This window comes from Calothrix sp. PCC 7507, from assembly GCF_000316575.1.
Taxonomy (GTDB): domain Bacteria; phylum Cyanobacteriota; class Cyanobacteriia; order Cyanobacteriales; family Nostocaceae; genus Fortiea.
Window position 1 is genome coordinate 1,243,737 of sequence record NC_019682.1, and the last position, 19,293, is coordinate 1,263,029.

Genomic DNA, 19,293 nt, shown 5'->3' on the forward strand with positions numbered 1-19,293 from the left:
TTTTCCATTGTAATCAAGAAGATTGTGATTGCAATCAATAGGTCAAGTGATGATGAGACAAAACTAAAATTTTTATGTCACTAAATATTATGTGATATGGCGTTTTTCGGTCGGATGCAATACAAGTGAAGGCTCTTAACCCCCGCCCCTACAGGTGTACCTCACGTCAACGAGAATCCCTATAAAAGCCGGAAACGACCTATTGTCGTAAATTCATATCATGATTAATTTGTACAGTGCGTAAGTCCTACATTTCTTCCACATTTTTTGGCTATGGCGTCAACTAAGCAAGGTTGTCCTTGAGTTAAATCAAATGCCGTACTCCTAAATTATTCGTGCCAACATGGCTCCACTATCAGAGTAAAAGCCGATATTATCTAAAAGCTCGTAATGCGCCTACCATTAATTACCCTCTTAGACAACTAAGAGGGATTTTTTACGATCCAGGTTTAAAATAGTCGAGGAGGCGATCGCCTGAATCTGCCCGAATCAACGCTACAACTACATCCGGTAAAGCTGTCAGGCCGGGATAGACTAGATAGCGTGGTTCCCAACGGGGACGAAACTTTTCTTTGTATGCATGTAAGCCTTTGAAGTTGTAGAAGCGATTCAAATGCTCGTAAAGATAGCCCAGTACCTTCTCTAAACGACGTGATTCTGAATTTTCACCCACCCCAGACAGGGCAGAAAGCGCAAAATTAAAGCTATCATAGCCCTGCTGCTGAAAATATTGCAGCATCGCCGTAAACAACACGTCCATCGTCCCATTCTCCATCGACTGACGGTGTCGCATCATATCTAAAGTGACTTCATTGAGCTGATACTCAGGTACAACGTTGGCAAAAGCACTAATTTTTCCTTCTGCATCATAAACAACGGCAATTGTACAGTCCCGCAGGTAGAATTCATCGAACCAACCCACAGAAAATTTTTTCTCGGAACCTTGCACCATTTTCAACCACTGGTCACTCACAGGTTTAAGATGGCGTAATAATTCATCAGGAATGGGTGGTTGGTAAAACTTGACCTCGTATCCTAACTTGGTCAAACGATTGATTGATGGTCGGAAGTTTTTACCAGCTTTCCCCTGTAAACTAAAGGTTTTGAGATCAGCGATCGCTTCTTCGCCAATTTTCACCACGCGAAAACCCAGAGAGACATAAAGTCCAAGATCATCGGGTAAGGTTTGATAAAAGGCAGGATACCAGTCATGACGTTGACAGAACTCCCCAAAGGCAATAATCATCTCTTTGCGGTCTTCTTTGGGGCCGATGGGGTCTCCTAAAGCGATCGCCCCCCTTCCCTTAGGGACATAAGCAATCATGCTGTGACCAGAAGGGCTAAAAAAGTAGCTTTTATCATTTAATAACGTAAAAGCTGCTAAAGAAGAGCATCCATATTTTTCGACAATTTCTTTCGCCTTTTGTCGTTCATTTTGGGTAGCTGTATTACGCAAAAAAACAGGTTGCAACAGCATCACAAATGCATAGGTGAACGTACACCCGGCAATAATATAAATAGAATTAGCAAAAAAATCACCAAATCGGGTTTTTGGGATTAGTCCAGCATTATCTTCTGTGAAGAACATTGCCAAAGTTTGCACTATAGCTTCACCCCAGTTAAAATTTACCGAAAATTTGCCGTCTAATAAATAAAACCCTATCGTTCCATACGCCAGAGTAAATATAAAAGCACCAATCAATACGCGGACTCCTCTAGCTATTGAAGGACGGTCTGATTGTGCTGTAAAAATATGGCGCAACCGGATTAATTGCACCAATAAAATCCCCGACAAAATACTTTCTTCATAGTCCCATCCCTTCAGCAAGTGACTGATAATTGATATTACCAGTAACGTCACAGTCAGTAACCAAGCAACTCGTTTTCGGCGTAATAAATTAGTTGCCAGTGCCAGTAAAGCAAACCCAGATAGCGCCGCGAATATATGACTACCGGCACGAATTTCAAATGGTAAAAAATGTTTCAACCAATGATTTCTCTCATGCAGTGTCGGGGCTACTGCAGATACTAAATTTACTACTCCGACTAAACCTGTAAAAAAAGCTGTACTCCAAAGGCCAATCCGAGCTTTCAACTGATTACTCATTAGTCGTTAAAATAGTTATTAATGAATATTCATTTTGAATTTTTAAACTGTTCTCCCACATAAGCAAGGGATTCTTTAAGATGCTTGTGGAAGTAGTTCCAGCCAACATCTGGGCCAGATAAACCATGTCCTCCAGGAAATGCATGAAATATATTAGCAATATTTAGTGTATCTAATGTTTCATGAAATGCTTTGGTAGAAGCCAAGAAACTAGCATCATCAACACCTACGTCGAGATAGACGCGCATTTTTTTTCTATTTGGAATCGATAGCTTTTGTACAAGTTGTTGGGGGCTATTTTGTGGGCTGCTTTTATCTGTAAAGTAACCACAATGGCTAAAGAAAACGTTGAAGTTTTGCAAATAGCGTAAGCCAATATTTAAAGCCCCCCATCCACCAGAAGAAACACCTCCCATTGCCCACAATTGCGGTTTTTTCGAGGTGCGGTAGCGTGACTTGACAACTTGTACTAATTCTGAGCCAATTAAAGTCCCCAATTTGCCATTAGGTCCATCAAAATAATCTGGGTCATAAAAAGGATTGGAACCGCGACGATCATTACCATCAGGTGTAATTACTATTGATGGTGGCAATTTACCGCTTTGATAAAGTTCATGCAATACGCTCAAAAGCGCATATTTATCAGTATAAGCCCTGCTATCATCATGACCTCCATGCAGTAAAAATATGACTGGATAACGTTCTTGGAGATTTTTGTTATAGTCAGGAGGCAAAATCACACCGTAGTTGCGGACAGTACCCATAGCTGGAGAATTGAAGCTTTCTAGTTGAAACTTCAGTCCTGTATTTACTTGGTTTTGCGGACGATCTAGTTGTGGGGCACCCAAGACAAACACATAGCTATAACCAGCGGCTATCAACACTGCGATCGCTCCTCCCATAATAATTAAAATTTTAGAAAGTTTCATATTTATTTTAAAAATATATTGCACCGTCTAAAAATTGACTATAGTCAATACCTAGAAAAGTGGCAGCAGTTCAAATCAGGATGTATCAAACTCTCGTTAATCCAAGTTTGTGGCTGCATTTACCGCAGTGGCGATCGCATTATTCACGGCAATATCTTTGTGAGTCTCGATGATATTTTCGGTGATGGTGCGTTGAGCGACTACACCGCAGACCGCAGCAGATGCAAATTGATATACTCCCCCTAGTTTAAACAAGGTACCACATTCCATCTCATAGTTCAAAATATTTAAACGTTGATATTCTTCCGTGATGCCGTGGAGCGATCGCATTAAATACGGGTTAGCAGAATCAGTGCGTTCTTGTCCTTCATAAAATGTATCTACAGATGCAGTGATTCCCAGATAATGCTCAACCTGTAACTCTCGTGCAGCCTTGACTAAGGCTACAGTCAGAAACGGATCGGCTGCGGCGGGATATTCCACTGGTGCAATATCATTGGCTGCACCTTGGCGACATAATGCCGCACTACTAATAACAATGCTACCAACGGGTATATGCGGTTGAATAGAGCCGCAAGTCCCAATGCGAATAATTTGCCGGATTCCCACCTGCACCAACTCATTGACGACAATACTCAACGAAGGCGCACCCATACCACTAGTAGCAGATATAATAGAGCGTCCATTAGGTAAGTATCCCATATAGCTATTGAGTCCGCGATTTGCGGATAATAAACGCACCTCCTGAAAATAAGTGTGAGCAATCAGATGCGATCGTTCCGGATCACCAGATAATAGGGCAATCTTAGGAGGCTGTGAACCCAAATCCTCTTGTTCAAAACCAATGTGATAGCAGCGTTTGTTTGTCATAAGAATGGGGATTGGGGATTGCACTTCGACTCCGCTCAGTGCCCAGGGACTGGGGGAAATAATTCATAACAAATGACAAATGACAAATGCCAAATGACATTTTGTAACATTGTTATAAAAAAATAATTAGGAACCAGGGATATTACTTAATTCAACGCTAAGTAGTAGGGTGCATAAAAATCTGGTTGTTGTGGGAAAAGAGACTATGTTTGGAATACCGTGGCATCGCCTACCTACACCCTTAGCGCTGTTAAAATTGACTGGGTTTCGCAAAGAACTGAGAGAGAAAAACCTCCACGATACATCCCAATTACCCAATACAGATGATTTGCCTCAGCCTAACCCCGATAATCGTCATTTAAAGGCTCGCACAGCAGATGGCAGCTATAATGACCTCAATAACCCAGTAATGGGAATGGCTGGAACTCGATTTGGGCGGAATGTGCCTTTAACAAAGGTCACTACTGATGATAAAAAACTACTAGAACCGAATCCCCGCCTAATCAGCCAGAAGCTGATGACGCGAGATGAATTTATACCTGCAACCTCCTTAAATATCTTGGCTGCTGCTTGGATTCAGTTCCAAAACCATGACTGGTTTTCCCACGGAAATAACCAGCCAGATAGAAAAATTGTCATTCCACTAGCAGAGGATGATAACTGGCCTCAAGAATATCGACCTTTGGCAATCAATGAAACTTTAGCAGATCAAAGCCGCCCTGAAGGAGATAAAGCCGAACCTCCGACTTTTATTAATAAGGTAACTCATTGGTGGGATGGCTCACAAATCTATGGCAGTAACCAAGAAAAGGTCGATCAACTGCGCTCTCACGTGGATGGTAAGCTGATCATTGGCGATGATGGTCTGTTGCCTGTTGATCCGGCAATTGGTATTGACCAAACGGGCTTTAATGACAACTGGTGGGTGGGGTTGAGTTTGTTACATACCCTGTTTGTCAAGGAACATAATACAATCTGCGATCGCCTCAAAGCACAATATCCTGAATGGCAAGATGATGAGCTTTTCGACCATGCGCGACTGATTAACGCCGCTTTGATGGCGAAAATCCATACCGTCGAATGGACTCCCGGTATTCTCGCCCATCCCGCCTTGCAAATTGCCATGAGTGCAAACTGGTGGGGGCTACTCGGTCAACATGTGAAAAAGCTTTGGGGACGTGTCAGCGACAACGAAACAATCAGCGGTATTGTTGGTTCACCGACAGATCATCACACTGCCCCCTATTATATTACTGAAGAATTTGTCACTGTTTATCGATTACATCCGCTGATTCCTGACGATTTTGAATTTTATTCTCACAAAGATGGCACATTACGCCGCAACGGTAATTTCTTTGAAGTGGGTGGTAAACGAACTAGGGCGTTGGTGGAAGAAATCGGACTGACGGATTTATTCTATTCCTTGGGGATTGCCCACCCAGGGGCGATTACCTTACATAATTATCCCAAAGCCTTACAGCAACTGATTCGAGATCATGGTGAAGTTTTCGATTTAGCGGCTGTGGATATTTTGCGCGATCGCGAACGAGGCGTTCCCCGCTACAATGATTTTCGGGAGTTAATTGGTCGTGGTCGTCTCAAATCCTTTGAGGAGATTACCAGTAACCCCGTCTGGGCAAAAGAACTCCGCGAAGTCTACAACAATGATCTTAACAGCGTGGATCTCGTCGTGGGGATGTTTGCCGAAGACCTCCCAGAAGGTTTTGGTTTTAGTGATACTGCTTTTCGGGTGTTTATTTTGATGGCTTCTCGACGCTTAAAAAGCGATCGCTTTTTTACCAATGACTATACTGCTGAAGTGTATACTCAGTTTGGTCTAGACTGGATTGACAACAACGGACTGTTGACTATTTTACGTCGTCACTATCCTGGTTTGGCTCCGGCTTTATTTGGTGTGAATAATGCTTTTGCGCCTTGGCGGCGCGTGGGTATCTCTGGTTATTAAATCAGTGAACAGTTATCAGTTAACAACTCAAAACACTGATAACTGATATAGGATTCCGGTTTGATTTTTGAACAAAATTAGGTATTGGTAGGGTGCGTTAGCGACAGCGTAACGCACCATTATTAATTATTTAGTGCATTAGGTGTAGGTTGGGTACAGCGGAGCGTAACCCAACCTTTTATACAATATTTAAAGGGTTGATTTTTATCGTTGAATTAAGTATTTGGTTGTTTAAATAATTTCTCTTTTCTTGATATCATGTGTTGGGTTCCACTACGTTCCACCCAACCTACGGGAAATTGCGATCGCACTATGATGGCAGGAGGCAATCCCCATAAATAAATTTAACGGCATCACTCTACAATCAATGCATAGTTTATAATGTAAAAATGCCCAAAATTTTACTTAATTTAGGAGTCAATTATGGTAATAAAATTTGAAGAAATATATAGAGATATTGATACCTTACCTGAAGAAGCTCAAATTTTACTACTTGATTTTATTCAGTTACTCAAAAAGCGTTATCCACAACCAGAGTCAGAAAATCATAATCAGGAAAAAACTCTCTATGAAAAGTTTGATGAAATTGGATTAATTGGTTGTTGCTCTGTTGAAGAAAATTTATCAACCACATATAAAGAAGTTTTATTTAATACATTATCAACTAAATATGATCATCGTTGATACAGGATTTTGGTTGGCTATTTTTGATAAAAAAGACACTTATCACGAAAGAGCAAAACAAGCTTTAAAACAATATAATGAACCTTTAATTACAACATGGTGTGTTGTCACAGAAACCTGTTATCTTCTGCTAACTCGCAAGGGAGTTGATGCTGAAATTACTTTGATAAATAGTCTACAACAAGAATTATTTACGGTTTTTAATTTAGAATCTTACCATACTCCTCGAATTATTGAATTAATGAAAAAATATGCTGACCTGCCAATGGATTTAGCTGATGCTTCCCTAGTAATTTTAGCAGAACATTTAGGGCATGGACGTATTTTTTCAGTAGACCAACGTGACTTTAACACCTATCGTTGGAAGCAACGTTATCCTTTTGAAAATCTCCTGTTTTAACGTGATTTCGACGGACAGAAAAGCCCAAAAAGCTTGCTAGATAAGAATTTGCGTAACTGGACAGGCGAAGTAGAATCGCATCGATTCGTAGGTTGGTTACAGGTAGCGTAACCCAACATTTTATACAATATTTGAAGGGTTGATTTTTATCGTTGAATTAAGTATTTGGTTGTTTAAATCATTTCTCTTTGCTTGATATCATGTGTTGAGTTCCACTACGTTCCAAGCAACCTATGAGAGATTGCGATCGCACTAAGTACCATCTCCCTGCTCCCTGCCTCTTAGTTCGCCTCTTACTTTTGCAAATACGATAATCTGATAAAAAAAGGTAGGTTTTGGAATACCAATTATGACTACCACCAAAATTCATTTAGTTGTTGCTATGCAAGAAATTATTCTGTTGGTATTTTACACAGAAACAGATTGCTGGCAGTTGCGGGTAATTAGTGCTGGTGGTGTGATCTTTGGTCAACGTAAGCTTTATTTTACTCCTGAAGCAGCAGAGAAAGCGGGGCGAGAGTGGATTGAGCAAGGTTATTAAGGAGGTAATCCCCATAATTAAAATTAGGGAATTTGTATAAGACAGTAGCATCGCATCGATTTGTAGGTTGGGTGCAGCGTAGCGTAACCCAACATTTTATACAATATTTGAAGGAGCGTTAATTTTTAGATATTTAGGTTGTTTAAATAATTTCTCTTGTCTTGGTATCTACGTTCTACCCAACCTACGAGAGATTGCGATCGCACTAGCTGGTTTTTTGCAGGTTCATTGCAAATGCCTTTAGGAAAATGATAAATGGGTTGACGTTTGCGAAAAACACTGACACGTTTATCACAAACGCCTTAATCAAATAGTAGTCCTATATAGCGGTTCCCACCTGGGTAATGTACTTCACTTTTATTAGGAAATGCGATAAACCATCAATTTTGTAGTATAATGTAGTATGCAAGGAGATGACTGCTAATGCAGTCACTGTTTATCGCTTTCTACAAAAGGAAGTTTATTATGATTCCCCGAGAACGCATCCGCAATATTGGTATTTCTGCTCACATCGACTCTGGTAAAACTACACTATCAGAGCGAATTCTCTTCTATACGGGCAGAATCCACGCTATTGAAGAGGTGCGGGGAGGCGGTAAGGGTGCAACGATGGACTTTATGGTCGAAGAAAAGCTACACGGTATTACCATCACTTCTGCGGCTACTACCTGCCAATGGCATGATACTCAAATCAACCTCATTGATACACCAGGGCACGTAGATTTCACTATTGAAGTAGAAAGGGCGCTGCGGGTATTGGATGGGGCGGTGATGGTTTTATGTGCTGTGGCTGGGGTGCAATCCCAGTCAATTACTGTGGATCGGCAAATGAAGCGCTATCGTGTGCCACGTTTGGCGTTCATCAATAAGATGGACAGGATGGGGGCCAATCCATTTCGTGTAGTACAAGCAATCCGCGATCGCCTACAGTTAAATGCTGTGCTGTTGCAGTATCCCATTGGTAGTGAAGACCAGTTTCAAGGAGTCATTGACTTAATAGAAATGCAGGCTCACTATTTTGAGGGTGAGAATGGAGAAAACTGGGTAAAACAGTCGATTCCAGCAGATCTTGAGGATGAAGCACAACAAGCTAGGGAAAAACTGCTAGATGCGTTGTCGCTGTTCTCAGAACCGATGACTGAGTTGTTGCTGGCGGGTGAGGAAGTTCCCCAAGAATTGATTTGGCAAACTATCCGCCAAGCAACCTTGAGTCTGGAACTCACCCCGGTACTGCTAGGTTCAGCCTTCAAAAATAAAGGAGTGCAAAACTTACTGGATGCGATCGCCCTTTATCTACCTTCACCCATAGATAGGGAAGTCGTCAAAACCTTAGAATCAGTAAGTCTTCAGCCTCGCCCTGATGCTTCCTTGGTGGCTTTGGCTTTCAAACTCACCGTCGAGTCCTTTGGGCAATTGACCTATACACGGATTTACTCAGGTACATTAAAACCTGGTGACAGTGTATACAATTCCCGCACCGGACAACGGCTGCAAATTGGTCGCTTGGTGAAGATGCACGCCAACAAGCGAGAAGAGGTGAAAGTGGCTGTGGCAGGGGATATTATTGCCTTGCTGGGTGTAGATTGTGCTTCTGGTGATACCTTGTGTGGTGGTGAACCACTGGTATTTTTAGAAAGGATGTTTGTCCCCGAACCAGTGATTACACTGGCAATTACAGCCAAAAAACAGGAAGATAACGATCGCCTTTCCAGAGCACTCAACCGCTTCCAAAAAGAAGATCCCACCTTCCGCGTCAGCATCGATCCCGAATCACAAGCAACTCTCATTTCTGGGATGGGTGAACTCCATCTAGAAATTTACTTGGAACGCATCCAACGGGAATACAACGCCGAGGTTTTCGTCGGGACTCCAGCTGTAGCTTACCGGGAAACCATTGGACAACGTGCCAACTTCGACTACAAGCTGAAAAAACAGTCTGGTGGTTCTGGTCAATTTGCCCACGTGACTGGGTGGATTGAACCGACAGACGAGGCGTTTGTCTTTGAAAGCCGGGTAGTTGGGGGTACTATTCCCAAAGAATATATCCCTGCGTGTGAAAAAGGTTTCCGCGAAGCGATCGCCTCTGGAGTGTTAGAAGGCTATCCCGTAACTGGGGTGAAAGTCATACTAGATGGGGGTTCCTATCATACAGTGGACTCCTCAGAACTAGCATTCCGGTCAGCCGCCCATCAAGCAGTTGAAAGTGCGATCGCTCAAGCTAAACCCTATATCCTAGAACCAATCATGCTTGTAGCAGTGGAAACACCAAACGAGTTTGTGGGTAGAGTTCAAGGTGATTTGTCTTCCCGTCGTGGTTTATTATTGGGTTCTGAAACTATGCAAGGATACTCCGTGATTCGGGCGGAAGTCCCACTAGTGCAGATGTTTGGTTATTCTACAGACTTGCGATCGCTTACCTCTGGGATGGCAACTTTTTCAATGGAGTTTGCTTCCTATAGACAAGCCTTAACAATCAAGTGAAAATCACGACTTTGGCTCTTTTGTAGGGTGGGTTAGGCTTTGCCGTAACCCACACCCAGCCTACCTTACATCTTGCACCAGTTGCAATAATCCATTTTTGTAGGGTGGGCACTGCCCACCATTGCCTAAAACCCCTATGTTTGTGTCGGTGGGCAATGCCCACCCTACGGTTATTGAGAATGGTGCAAGATATCAGCTACCAAAACTTTTAAATCTCTCACCAACAGTTATCAGTTACCAATACATCTGATAACTGATAACTGATAACTGTTCACTGATTTAGTATCATGCTTACCTTGAGAACCTTACAACCTGGTGATGAGGAGTTACTAGAAAGTTTCCTTTTACAACATACCGATACTTCGATGTTTCTGCGCTCAAACTGGCGAGAGGTGGGACTGATTGATCGGGGTGCTAGATTTCAAGGAACATACATTGCAGCGATCGCAGATGAAACTATCATTGCAGTCGCCGCCCACTATTGGAATGGGATGGTGATTGTCCAAGCGCCAGTGTATCTAGCGGAAGTAGTGCAAGCAGTGGTAGCACAATCTCAACGCACTATTTCTGGGATTGCTGGGCCAGCAGCACAAGTTGCAGCCACAAAAGCAGCCTTGGGGCTGATCGACCGACCAACTCAAATAGATGAGTCTGAGATATTATTTTCCTTAGAGTTGCGAGATTTGCAGATACCCTCAGATTTAGCGTTAGGAAAAGTACAGTGTCGGTTGCCAAATCTAGAGGAGTTAGATTTACTCATAGAGTGGAGTGCTGCCTACAATATAGAAGCTTTGGGAGAAACAGAAACTCCCGATTTACGCCCAGCTTGTCGCCGCCTATTAGAAGCATATCAAGCTAACGCCAAACATTGGGTCTTAATAGCAGGAAATATCCCAGTTGCTTATTCTGCCTTCAACGCCTATTTACCTGATATTGTACAGATTGGTGGAGTGTGGACACCGCCACTACTGCGGGGTAAAGGCTATGCCAAAAGTGTAGTAGCAGGTTCCTTGCTAGCAGCACAAGCGCAAGGAGTAAAACGGGCTATCTTGTTTACACAATCAAAAAATCAAGCCGCACAAGCAGCTTATCGAGGCATTGGTTTTCGTCCTACTGGAGAAGAGTTTGGCTTGGTAATTTTTAACGATATCACAACATAATTAAACCCCCATATGAAGTACCAGAGAATATTCGTTTCCGTTGTTATTTGCAGATTTGGTAGAATCTTCACTATTTAATCAGAAATGAGAAAAATTTGGCTGCTGGGTTTAACACTAGTTAGTTTAGGGACGTGGTTAGTCTTACGTTCCTCCCTACCATCTAAATCTTCCGTTGCACCAACACCTGCAAAAACCATCCGCTATGAACAGCGCACCCTACCCCAAAGTATTGCTCACATTCTGGTGATTCCAGCTAATAGTCAATTTTTGATAACTCCCGCATTATCGGAACAGGTAGCAACAGTAGAAGAATTTGCTCGCAAGCATCAAGCTAAAGCGATCGCTAACGCCGGCTTTTTTGACCCAGTTAACCAAAAATCTACATCCCATGTCGTTATTTCTGGTCAAGTGGTAGCTGATCCTCAGAAAAATGAGCGGTTGGTAAATAATCCCAATTTAAAATCTTACTTGAGTCAAATTTTCAATCGTACAGAATTCCGCCGCTACCAGTGTGGGCAAACCATCCGCTATGATATCGTTCTACATAGTCAGTCAATACCAGCAGGTTGTCGGTTAGTTGATGCTGTTGGTGCAGGCCCCGGATTATTACCAGAAATTACTTCAGTACAAGAAGGTTTTGTTGATCGCACTAATGGACGAGATGCCCTTGATAGCACTCAACCCAACGCCAGAACTGCTGTAGGGATTACTGGTGATGGCAGCATTGTGATAGTCATGGTAGCTCAAAAACCCTCAGATTCCGCGTCTGGTATGTCCTTACCAGCGCTGAGAGATTTGATGAAAACCCTCGGTGTCCAAAAGGCGATGAATTTGGATGGGGGAAGTTCATCTTCACTTTATTACAACGGCAAGACTTTTTATGGGAAGGTTAATTTGGAAGGAAATCCGCTCAAACGACCTGTGAAGTCAGTTCTAATAGTCCAATAAAATTAGGATCACCGGTAGGGGCGGGGTCTCCCCATTGGTATCAACAATGGGGGAGATTCTACCCTGTGTGTCATAACTCAAGAGAAGCAGATTGTGGTTGAGTTAAACATGAAGTATGATGCAAGCTGTCTACTTTATTATTAAAGTGGTTTGCTTACAGGGGATGGAAAAATGAGGGTCTGGTTGGCTTGCTTTGTTGTTTTGTTTGCTTTAGCAGAATTTTTTGACTGGTTGCAAGAATTTTCTCTGCCATTGCCTATATATATTTTGGGGGGGGCATTTTTAGCGATCGCTTCCAACTACGATAAGATTATTGGCTCTTACTTCAGTGATGCAAACATTGAAGCATCGACTGATCGCACCCAATTAGATGCACTAAATCAATCTGCTAGCGCTATTTCTTTCACAATTCCCAATCCCGTAGAAAATCCTCAACCTTCAGATTTAACGTAATACTAAGTCAGTGATGAGTGATGCATGGTCAGAATTAGCATTTGCTCCTATGTAAGTTCGAGCAACACCAAATTGCTGACTAACAAAGCAGTGGTCAATGGGGATATTCATCGTTGGAAGCAGCCAGGTTGGTAAATTTATATGACTTGCTGGTCGTGGCCAGCTGGGTAAGATGCCAAAACCTAAGCGGGTGTTATGTAACTTTGTTTTGTTGACAAACCTGCGATAATAAGGCGACCAAGGCGTTAAGTTAAAATCTCCTGCTAAAATCAGGGGTTGATTGATATTTTGAATATAATTAGTCAGTGCTGCTAACTGCTGATTACGACGGTGAAAATTATTCCGCGTCACAGGTACTAGGGGATGAGTACCAATGAACTTAATCAGCTGTTTGTCTACTTCTAAAGTTGCTATGAGATTATGGCCGCCTTGACCATTAAAGTTATCTCCTTTAGCATCTTTAATTGGTAAGCGGCTAAGAATGGCAAGACCACCGCCAGGACTTCTGAAACTATAGGGCAAGCTGCTTTTTAAGCCAGTTTTCAACTCTTCAACTATGCTTTGGTCAACTTCAATAAATAAAGCTAAATCAGGGCGCTCATTTCGTACTAAATTAATAACTTCGTTGTCATTTTTATTCTTTATATTCAGGTTGAAAGATAAAATCCGAATTTGTTTAGTTGAATTAGCAATTACCTGTTGTGCATGAGGCAGATGCCAGGGAATCACTTCAATTGCATTCATTCCTAGCAGTAATAAAGCCATGAAAAGTAGTAGCTTACTTTTGAGATGGCGTGTTCTCCAAAGAATGCCGAAAACGATACTAATTATTAAGGATAAAACGAAATACTGGATGCGGAAATGAGTGATCAGTTCTAGTGGCCAAGACCAAGCTATATAAGAACATATGGATAGTAGGGCTAAAATTAACAGTGAGGCGATCGCCAAAATTAAAGTTAGTTTGTCATTGGTCATTGGTCATTTGTCATTTGTCATTTGTCATGAGTCAAGGGTCAGCCCTTCGGCTTCGCTCAGGGCAAGGGGTCAGGGGTCATTAGTTATTTCTCCCTTATCTCCCTTGTCCCCTTGTGTTTACGCTTCGTCTAAAGCGGCGATACCGGGTAGCACCTTACCTTCGAGTAACTCCAAGCTAGCGCCGCCGCCGGTGGAGATGTGGCTCATTTGATCGGCTAAACCAACCTTTTCCACAGCCGCCACCGAGTCACCACCACCGATGATTGTGGTTGTGCCAGTTTTGCCAATTTCCGCAAGGGTGTGAGCGATCGCTTCTGTACCCGCTGCAAATTTATCAAACTCAAAAACACCCATCGGCCCGTTCCAAATCACTGTCTTGCAGTCAGCAAGTGCAGCTTGGAAGACTTTCACTGAGTCGGGGCCAATATCCAAGCCCATACCGTCAGCAGGGATATTTTCAATGCTGACAGTTGTAGCATTAGCATCTGGGGCAAATTTATCAGCTGAGACGATGTCGGTAGGTAGCAGTAAAGCCACACCACGTTCTTTCGCCTTAGCTTCTAAAGTCTTCGCCAGTTCTAACTTGTCTTCTTCTACCAAAGACTTACCAACGTTTAAACCACGGGCTTTGTAGAAGGTGAAAATCATCCCACCACCGATGATCAGCTTGTCGCACTTCTCTAGCAGGGTTTCAATCACACCAATCTTACTAGAAACCTTGGAACCGCCAATAATGGCTGCCAAAGGACGTTGGGGATTTTCAATGGCATTTTGCAAATATTGCAATTCCTTCTCCACCAAATAGCCAGCCACAGAAGGACTGAGGAATTTGGTTACGCCTTCAGTAGAAGCATGGGCGCGGTGTGCAGTCCCGAAAGCATCATTTACATAAAAATCAGCATTAGATGCTAGCTTTTTGGCAAATTCTGGGTCGTTTTTCTCTTCTTCTTTGTAGAAGCGGACATTTTCTAGTAACAGAACTTGGCCATTTTGCAAATTCCCCACAGCAGCAGCCACTTCATCGCCAATGGAATCATTAGTTTTCACAACTTCTTGTCCTAGCAACTCAGAGAGGCGTTTGGCGACAGGAGTTAGGCGCAATTTGTCATCCACACCTTTAGGACGGCCAAAATGGCTGACTAGAATTACCTTAGCTCCCTTCTGCGTCAAATCTTGGATAGTTGGCAGCGCAGCGCGAATACGAGTGTCGTCTGTGATATTGCCTTGGTCATCCACAGGTACGTTAAAATCAACCCTGACTAAAGCGCGTTTACCAGATATATCAGCCGCAGATAAACTTGCTAAACTTTTTTTGGACACAGCCAGACCCTCCTGATTGCCTTTTTGTTATTGTTTTGAAAGTAGAACCATCAAGATTTTACCGGAGTCAGGTGTATCCAGGTGAGGTAGATGTTTAAGACAGTACTATTTCCAATCGATCAAAGCCGAGAAGCGCGGGAAGCTGCTGACGTTGTTACCAACGTTGTGCAAAAGTATGGCAGTCGCTTAGTGTTGCTGTCTGTGGTGGAAGAACCTGCTGCAGATGCGCCTAGCGCCGATCCAATGTTGTCGCCAGAGGTAGTGGCCAAGCTGCTAGAGAATGCCCAATCCTTGTTTTCTCAGCAAGGAATTCCCGCCGAAGTTATAGAACGACAAGGTAAACCAGCATTTACTATCTGTGATGTCGCTGATGAAATCCAGGCAGATTTAATTATTATGGGCTGTCGGGGTTTAGGTTTGACTGAGGACGGAGCAACTGATAGCGTCACCACCCGTGTGATTAATCTTTCTCCTTGTCCGGTGTTGATTGTGCCTTAGCAGGGCTTAATTTGTAGCGACTGCTTGAAAAATTAAGCGATCGCTACATTAAATTTTTTTTCCAGTGAGTTAGAACTTGCAGGACACAGGATGAATACAATAATTGGTCAAAAGCTTAGTGGACGTTACCAAATTCTCAAACAAATTGGGGGAGGAGGATTTAGTTTTACTTTCTTAGCCGAAGATATGCAACGCCCAGGGAATCCTCAGTGCGTTGTTAAACAGTTTAAACCAATGTCTACTAGCGAATATGCTTTACGAGAATCAAAACGGTTGTTTTACAAAGAAGCAGAGATTTTAGAAAAGTTAGGGAATCATGATAGAATCCCCCGACTCTTAGCTCACTTTGAAGAAGAGCAGGAATTCTATTTAGTTCAAGAATATATCGAAGGTCACGACCTAAGCAAAGAAATATTTTCAGGTAAAAAGTTGAGTGAGCCTTATGTGTTTAAACTTTTACAAGATATTATAGAAATTTTGATATTTGTTCATCAACAAGGTGTAATTCACCGCGATATTAAACCGCATAATATAATGCGAAAACGAGATGTAAGATTGTGCTGATTGACTTTGGGGCAGTCAAACAAATTACTTCTGAGGATATCAATAATCATCTTAAAAAAGCAAAAATTATCAATACAAATGAAAAAAATGTTGCAAATAAAATAGGTGAAGAGTTGGTGTATATCGGTAAAAATGGAGAGAATAATTTAAAAAATTTACAAGTTTTTACTTTAAAAGGTGGAAAAGCTTACGTAATTACCTATACAGCAAAAATCGATAATTATAATGATTTTAGAGAAATAGCAGAGACAATGATTAAATCATTTGAAATTGAGTAAGCTTAACGACTTATATTTTGAGTTACAAAGACTTAAACAATTCTTATGAATGCTTCAACCAAAGCAGCAACGACTTATATCTGAGTTACGAAGACTTAAGCAATTCTTACAAATGCTTCAACCAAAGCAACAACGACTTATATCTGAGTTACAAAGACTTAAACAATTCTTATGAATATTTCAACCGGAGCAACAACGACTTATATCTGAGTTACAAAGACTTAAACAATTCTTATGAATGCTTCAACTGAAGCAGCAACAATTTATATCTTTACAGCTAGTGTGGGAATTTAAGCAACAATCACCTAAGGTAATCTCTCTCTAAATATCAAGCAAAACATTAACAAGCGATCGCCTACAGTAAGTCAACACACATTCCACATCACCAGCGATCGCTTTTGTGATGAGTTTGAAAGAGCGATAATGAATCATGGGTAATTGTCCAGCCATCTTTAATCAAAGCATTTTTGACTGTATCGTGGTAGATATCTTTGGCAGGCATAGTAGCTTTATTGTACTGCACTTAGGCGATCGCCTACGGTAAGCTACTTCTAACGCACATCCCCGATAAACACGATCGCTCTTTTAATCAGTCCAGGCGATACCTACGGTAAGCTACCCTTGAGCAAATCTATACTAGAATATTAATCAAGGTTAAACGGTAGCATCCCAATCGAACTATTTTGAATTTTAGCTTACTTATGACTAGTATAAATATTTCCTTGTCTGACTCAATGAAAACCTTTGTTGAGGAACAAGTTACAAAAGGTGGGTATGCTTCAATCAGTGAATATCTTTTAGAGTTAATCAATCAAGATCAACAGCGCAAAGTTCAAGAAACGATAGAGGAACTTTTAATTGAAGGGCTTGAGAGTGGAGAAGCAATAGAAGTAACTGATGAGTGGTGGGCACAAAAACGTATACACCTAGTGAACAAGCCGCTTCAAAGACAATAATGACAAAGCGGATAATTATCACACCTAAAGCAAGTTTAGATTATAGATGAGCATTTTGCTTACATTGCCCAAGAAAACCCTGATGCTGCACTCCATTTTTTTGATGCTGTTAGAGAGACTTTTGCACAGTTAGCAAAAATGCCTGGAATGGGTAGAGTGTATAAAGTGTAGAATCGCCGTTTACAAGGTTTACGGAAATGGGCTGTTAAAGATTTCAAAAACTATCTAATTTTTTACTTTCAACAAGAAGAAAATATCGAGATTTTGCGTATTCTCTATGCTGGAAGAGATATTGAAAGAATTTTGTCACAAGAACTATAGTGTGTAGGCGATCGCACCTCCCCAATAAACGCGATCGCTCTTTGAGCAATTAAAAGCGATCGCACATTCCACATCACCAGCGATCGCGCTTTTAGTACCTTATGTCCCGCCTCAGAATGAATTCTGAGTCTAATAGCAAAAGTAAGCTAGAGCTAACTAAAAATTATCATTTATCCCCAGTTTACTTTAGTAAACTTTGCCTATTAGCCTTGGAATTCATTCCAAGGCGGGTAGCCATCTGTAGCTTGAGTTGACACCAATGGGCACTGCCGTGACTTGAGATCGCCCCAGACTTAGGGCTGAATGTTTACGTTTATTGGCGACTTTACGACATAGTGATCGCACCTCCCCATAAACGCGATCGCTCTTTTAGTCAGTGAATAGCGATACTTATAACGCACATCCCTAAACGCGATCGCTGTTCATCTGAACTCGGAATTTCTATTTTCAAATCTGAAATTTCAAGTTTTGAGGTCGGAGTTTCTCATTTCAAGCTTGAAGTTTCAAGGTCTCTAATTAAATCCAGCGCTTTTTGATATAGTCGCGTTTTTCCTTGTTCTCGAAACAGGTCTGCTGCTTTTTTCCAATCAGCGATCGCCCCTTGCTTATCTCCCAACGCAAAGCGGGCATTACCCCGGTTGCCGTAGGCTTCGGCATCGTTGGGATTAATTTTGAGAGCTTGATTGTAATCAGCGATCGCCCCTTGCTTGTCTCCCAATGCAGAGCGGGCTACACCCCGGTTTTTGTAGGCTAAGTCAGAGTTAGGATTAATTTTGAGAGCTTGGTTGTAATCAGCAATTGCCGCTTGATCGTCTCCCAATTTGTAGCGGGCTAAACCCCGCCCGACGTAGGCATCCGCATAGTTAGGATTAATGTTAATGGCGGTGTTGAAATCAGCGATCGCCCTTTGTTAGTCTCCCAAAACAGAGTGGGTTAAACCTCGATTGTTGTAAGCAAGGGCAAAGTTGGGATTAATTTTGAGCGCAGAGGTGTAATCAGCGATCGCTCCTTTATAGTCTCTTTTTTGATACTTCTCTCCAGCCTGAATAAAGAAATCATCAGCCTTGGGTGCTGTAGCGACAGGTGTGTTAGGTGCAGAAACTCCCACATCTACCCCAGTTTTTGCTGACAATCGCAAAAAGGTATTAATGGGAATGCCTAAATTAAAGCCTGTTTTAATTTCTTTGGTATCTAAATCTGCTCTACCGTGAACTGCAATCAGTTCACCTTTTTCATTCAATACCGCACCACCACTCATCCCTTCTGAGGTATTATTGCTGTAGACCAAAGCATAACCATCACGTAATGGTTTTGACGCATTAGCCGTAATTGTCCCATTGCTAAAAGTGTAGACTGACTGATTAATGGCAAATGTTGGTGCTGGAAACCCAGCGACATAAGCGGCTGTGCCTTCTGTGCTGCTATCAGAGTTGCCTATCTTAGCTAGATTATAATTTTGACTGCTGGTAAACTGCGCTACAGCTAAGTCTACTCCTGGCATTGGTTTGACACTGCTGTAATTGAGTGCATAACGTTGACCATCAGGAGTGATAATTTCATAATTATCTTGGACTTCTACTACATGAGCCGCTGTGAGAACAGTGTAAGTATTGCCCTCTTTCTTAATAATTACTCCAGAACCATATCTGGGCTTTTTACTTTGAATCAGCACTGTGATTTGTTTAGCAATGTTATTAACTTCAGTTGGTGATAGAGCCATAGCCACTTTGGTTTGCACAAGGGCGATGGTGACTCCAATTAGTGCTGGTGTAAGTTGATAATAAAATTTCATTATTTAATCTCCAATAAGGTTTATAAAACTAGTATTTGATTGTTGAAATA

General features: G+C 41.9%; 21 protein-coding genes and 1 pseudogene. 13 read left to right on the forward strand and 9 right to left on the reverse strand.

All coding sequences use genetic code 11. The features are described from left to right. Positions 1–436: 436 nt before the first annotated feature. The 3 genes from CAL7507_RS05585 to CAL7507_RS05595 form a co-directional block, all read right to left on the reverse strand. The gene (locus CAL7507_RS05585; protein WP_015127469.1) at positions 437–2,107 is read right to left on the reverse strand and encodes a bifunctional lysylphosphatidylglycerol flippase/synthetase MprF; all 1,671 of its coding nucleotides are present in this window, start codon (positions 2,105–2,107) and stop codon (positions 437–439) included. Between the two features lie 29 nt (positions 2,108–2,136). Then, on the reverse strand, positions 2,137–3,036 hold the full coding sequence (locus CAL7507_RS05590) for an esterase family protein (protein ID WP_015127470.1): 900 nt from the start codon (positions 3,034–3,036) through the stop codon (positions 2,137–2,139). A gap of 96 nt (positions 3,037–3,132) precedes the next feature. Next, positions 3,133–3,906 (reverse strand): nucleoside phosphorylase, encoded by a 774-nt coding sequence (locus tag CAL7507_RS05595; protein ID WP_042341199.1) that lies wholly within the window; start codon positions 3,904–3,906, stop codon positions 3,133–3,135. Between the two features lie 205 nt (positions 3,907–4,111). Between CAL7507_RS05595 and CAL7507_RS05600 the strand changes: the two genes are divergently transcribed. The 8 genes from CAL7507_RS05600 (at position 4,112) to CAL7507_RS05635 (ending at position 12,539) form a co-directional block, all read left to right on the forward strand. Continuing rightward, positions 4,112–5,872 carry a peroxidase family protein gene (locus CAL7507_RS05600; RefSeq protein ID WP_015127472.1) on the forward strand — a complete coding sequence of 587 codons (1,761 nt, stop codon included), beginning with the start codon at positions 4,112–4,114 and terminating at the stop codon, positions 5,870–5,872. A gap of 423 nt (positions 5,873–6,295) precedes the next feature. After that, positions 6,296–6,556: a DUF2281 domain-containing protein gene (locus CAL7507_RS05605; protein ID WP_015127473.1), complete on the forward strand. Its 261-nt coding sequence runs from the start codon at positions 6,296–6,298 to the stop codon at positions 6,554–6,556. Continuing rightward, entirely contained in the window at positions 6,543–6,956 is a 414-nt protein-coding gene (locus tag CAL7507_RS05610) for a type II toxin-antitoxin system VapC family toxin (protein ID WP_015127474.1), read from the forward strand. The genes CAL7507_RS05605 and CAL7507_RS05610 overlap by 14 nt, the downstream gene beginning before the upstream one ends. 349 nt (positions 6,957–7,305) lie before the next feature. Then, a complete protein-coding gene (locus tag CAL7507_RS05615) occupies positions 7,306–7,497 on the forward strand; it encodes a hypothetical protein (RefSeq protein ID WP_015127475.1) in 192 nt (63 codons plus the stop codon). Between the two features lie 465 nt (positions 7,498–7,962). After that, entirely contained in the window at positions 7,963–9,978 is a 2,016-nt protein-coding gene (fusA, locus tag CAL7507_RS05620; protein WP_042341200.1) for an elongation factor G, read from the forward strand. A gap of 287 nt (positions 9,979–10,265) precedes the next feature. Beyond that, positions 10,266–11,138, forward strand: coding sequence for a GNAT family N-acetyltransferase (locus CAL7507_RS05625; RefSeq protein WP_015127477.1), 873 nt, complete (start codon positions 10,266–10,268; stop codon positions 11,136–11,138). 84 nt (positions 11,139–11,222) lie between these two features. After that, the gene (locus CAL7507_RS05630) at positions 11,223–12,086 is read left to right on the forward strand and encodes a phosphodiester glycosidase family protein (protein ID WP_015127478.1); all 864 of its coding nucleotides are present in this window, start codon (positions 11,223–11,225) and stop codon (positions 12,084–12,086) included. 171 nt (positions 12,087–12,257) lie between these two features. Beyond that, a complete protein-coding gene (locus tag CAL7507_RS05635) occupies positions 12,258–12,539 on the forward strand; it encodes a hypothetical protein (RefSeq protein WP_015127479.1) in 282 nt (93 codons plus the stop codon). Here CAL7507_RS05635 and CAL7507_RS05640 read toward each other — a convergent pair. Continuing rightward, the gene (locus CAL7507_RS05640; RefSeq protein WP_015127480.1) at positions 12,531–13,514 is read right to left on the reverse strand and encodes an endonuclease/exonuclease/phosphatase family protein; all 984 of its coding nucleotides are present in this window, start codon (positions 13,512–13,514) and stop codon (positions 12,531–12,533) included. The genes CAL7507_RS05635 and CAL7507_RS05640 overlap by 9 nt on opposite strands. 117 nt (positions 13,515–13,631) lie before the next feature. After that, positions 13,632–14,834, reverse strand: a complete 1,203-nt coding sequence (gene pgk / locus CAL7507_RS05645; RefSeq protein WP_015127481.1) for a phosphoglycerate kinase — start codon at positions 14,832–14,834, stop codon at positions 13,632–13,634. A 90-nt stretch (positions 14,835–14,924) separates the two neighbouring features. On the opposite strand from pgk, the gene CAL7507_RS05650 reads away from it, so the two are divergent. From CAL7507_RS05650 to CAL7507_RS32985, 3 genes are all read left to right on the forward strand, one after another. Then, on the forward strand, positions 14,925–15,332 hold the full coding sequence (locus tag CAL7507_RS05650) for a universal stress protein (RefSeq protein ID WP_015127482.1): 408 nt from the start codon (positions 14,925–14,927) through the stop codon (positions 15,330–15,332). Positions 15,333–15,422: 90 nt separating this feature from the next. Continuing rightward, on the forward strand, positions 15,423–15,896 hold the full coding sequence (locus tag CAL7507_RS32980; protein ID WP_015127483.1) for a protein kinase: 474 nt from the start codon (positions 15,423–15,425) through the stop codon (positions 15,894–15,896). Continuing rightward, complete coding sequence (locus CAL7507_RS32985) at positions 15,890–16,174, forward strand: hypothetical protein (RefSeq protein ID WP_015127484.1); 285 nt, start codon at positions 15,890–15,892, stop codon at positions 16,172–16,174. The genes CAL7507_RS32980 and CAL7507_RS32985 overlap by 7 nt, the downstream gene beginning before the upstream one ends. 415 nt (positions 16,175–16,589) lie before the next feature. On the opposite strand, the pseudogene CAL7507_RS30545 reads toward CAL7507_RS32985, so the two are convergent. Continuing rightward, positions 16,590–16,676: pseudogene (locus CAL7507_RS30545) on the reverse strand (element excision factor XisH family protein); the annotation flags it as partial. Between the two features lie 232 nt (positions 16,677–16,908). Here CAL7507_RS30545 and CAL7507_RS05660 point away from each other — a divergent pair. Further along, the gene (locus tag CAL7507_RS05660) at positions 16,909–17,130 is read left to right on the forward strand and encodes a type II toxin-antitoxin system ParD family antitoxin (RefSeq protein WP_236556884.1); all 222 of its coding nucleotides are present in this window, start codon (positions 16,909–16,911) and stop codon (positions 17,128–17,130) included. A gap of 63 nt (positions 17,131–17,193) precedes the next feature. Continuing rightward, entirely contained in the window at positions 17,194–17,301 is a 108-nt protein-coding gene (locus CAL7507_RS32990; protein ID WP_236556967.1) for a type II toxin-antitoxin system RelE/ParE family toxin, read from the forward strand. Positions 17,302–17,405: 104 nt separating this feature from the next. Here the strand turns inward: CAL7507_RS32990 and CAL7507_RS33365 are convergent, their stop codons facing one another. From CAL7507_RS33365 to CAL7507_RS05670, 3 genes are all read right to left on the reverse strand, one after another. Beyond that, complete coding sequence (locus CAL7507_RS33365) at positions 17,406–17,528, reverse strand: hypothetical protein (protein ID WP_255348332.1); 123 nt, start codon at positions 17,526–17,528, stop codon at positions 17,406–17,408. Positions 17,529–17,935: 407 nt separating this feature from the next. Continuing rightward, on the reverse strand, positions 17,936–18,352 hold the full coding sequence (locus CAL7507_RS32630; protein ID WP_085952843.1) for a tetratricopeptide repeat protein: 417 nt from the start codon (positions 18,350–18,352) through the stop codon (positions 17,936–17,938). 9 nt (positions 18,353–18,361) lie between these two features. Next, positions 18,362–19,243 (reverse strand): trypsin-like peptidase domain-containing protein, encoded by an 882-nt coding sequence (locus tag CAL7507_RS05670; RefSeq protein WP_015127487.1) that lies wholly within the window; start codon positions 19,241–19,243, stop codon positions 18,362–18,364. Between the last annotated feature and the right edge of the window lie 50 nt (positions 19,244–19,293).

Coding starts and splice junctions, on each gene's coding strand:
- CAL7507_RS05610 (WP_015127474.1), top strand. CDS start 6,543: ATGATCATCGTTGATACAGGATTTTGGTTGGCTATTTTTGATAAAAAA.
- CAL7507_RS05660 (WP_236556884.1), top strand. CDS start 16,909: ATGAAAACCTTTGTTGAGGAACAAGTTACAAAAGGTGGGTATGCTTCA.
- CAL7507_RS05615 (WP_015127475.1), top strand. CDS start 7,306: ATGACTACCACCAAAATTCATTTAGTTGTTGCTATGCAAGAAATTATT.
- CAL7507_RS05590 (WP_015127470.1), bottom strand. CDS start 3,036: ATGAAACTTTCTAAAATTTTAATTATTATGGGAGGAGCGATCGCAGTG.
- CAL7507_RS05625 (WP_015127477.1), top strand. CDS start 10,266: ATGCTTACCTTGAGAACCTTACAACCTGGTGATGAGGAGTTACTAGAA.
- CAL7507_RS05605 (WP_015127473.1), top strand. CDS start 6,296: ATGGTAATAAAATTTGAAGAAATATATAGAGATATTGATACCTTACCT.
- CAL7507_RS05595 (WP_042341199.1), bottom strand. CDS start 3,906: ATGACAAACAAACGCTGCTATCACATTGGTTTTGAACAAGAGGATTTG.
- CAL7507_RS05640 (WP_015127480.1), bottom strand. CDS start 13,514: ATGACCAATGACAAACTAACTTTAATTTTGGCGATCGCCTCACTGTTA.
- CAL7507_RS05670 (WP_015127487.1), bottom strand. CDS start 19,243: ATGAAATTTTATTATCAACTTACACCAGCACTAATTGGAGTCACCATC.
- fusA (WP_042341200.1), top strand. CDS start 7,963: ATGATTCCCCGAGAACGCATCCGCAATATTGGTATTTCTGCTCACATC.
- CAL7507_RS05600 (WP_015127472.1), top strand. CDS start 4,112: ATGTTTGGAATACCGTGGCATCGCCTACCTACACCCTTAGCGCTGTTA.
- CAL7507_RS05635 (WP_015127479.1), top strand. CDS start 12,258: ATGAGGGTCTGGTTGGCTTGCTTTGTTGTTTTGTTTGCTTTAGCAGAA.
- CAL7507_RS05630 (WP_015127478.1), top strand. CDS start 11,223: ATGAGAAAAATTTGGCTGCTGGGTTTAACACTAGTTAGTTTAGGGACG.
- CAL7507_RS32980 (WP_015127483.1), top strand. CDS start 15,423: ATGAATACAATAATTGGTCAAAAGCTTAGTGGACGTTACCAAATTCTC.
- CAL7507_RS05650 (WP_015127482.1), top strand. CDS start 14,925: ATGTTTAAGACAGTACTATTTCCAATCGATCAAAGCCGAGAAGCGCGG.
- CAL7507_RS05585 (WP_015127469.1), bottom strand. CDS start 2,107: ATGAGTAATCAGTTGAAAGCTCGGATTGGCCTTTGGAGTACAGCTTTT.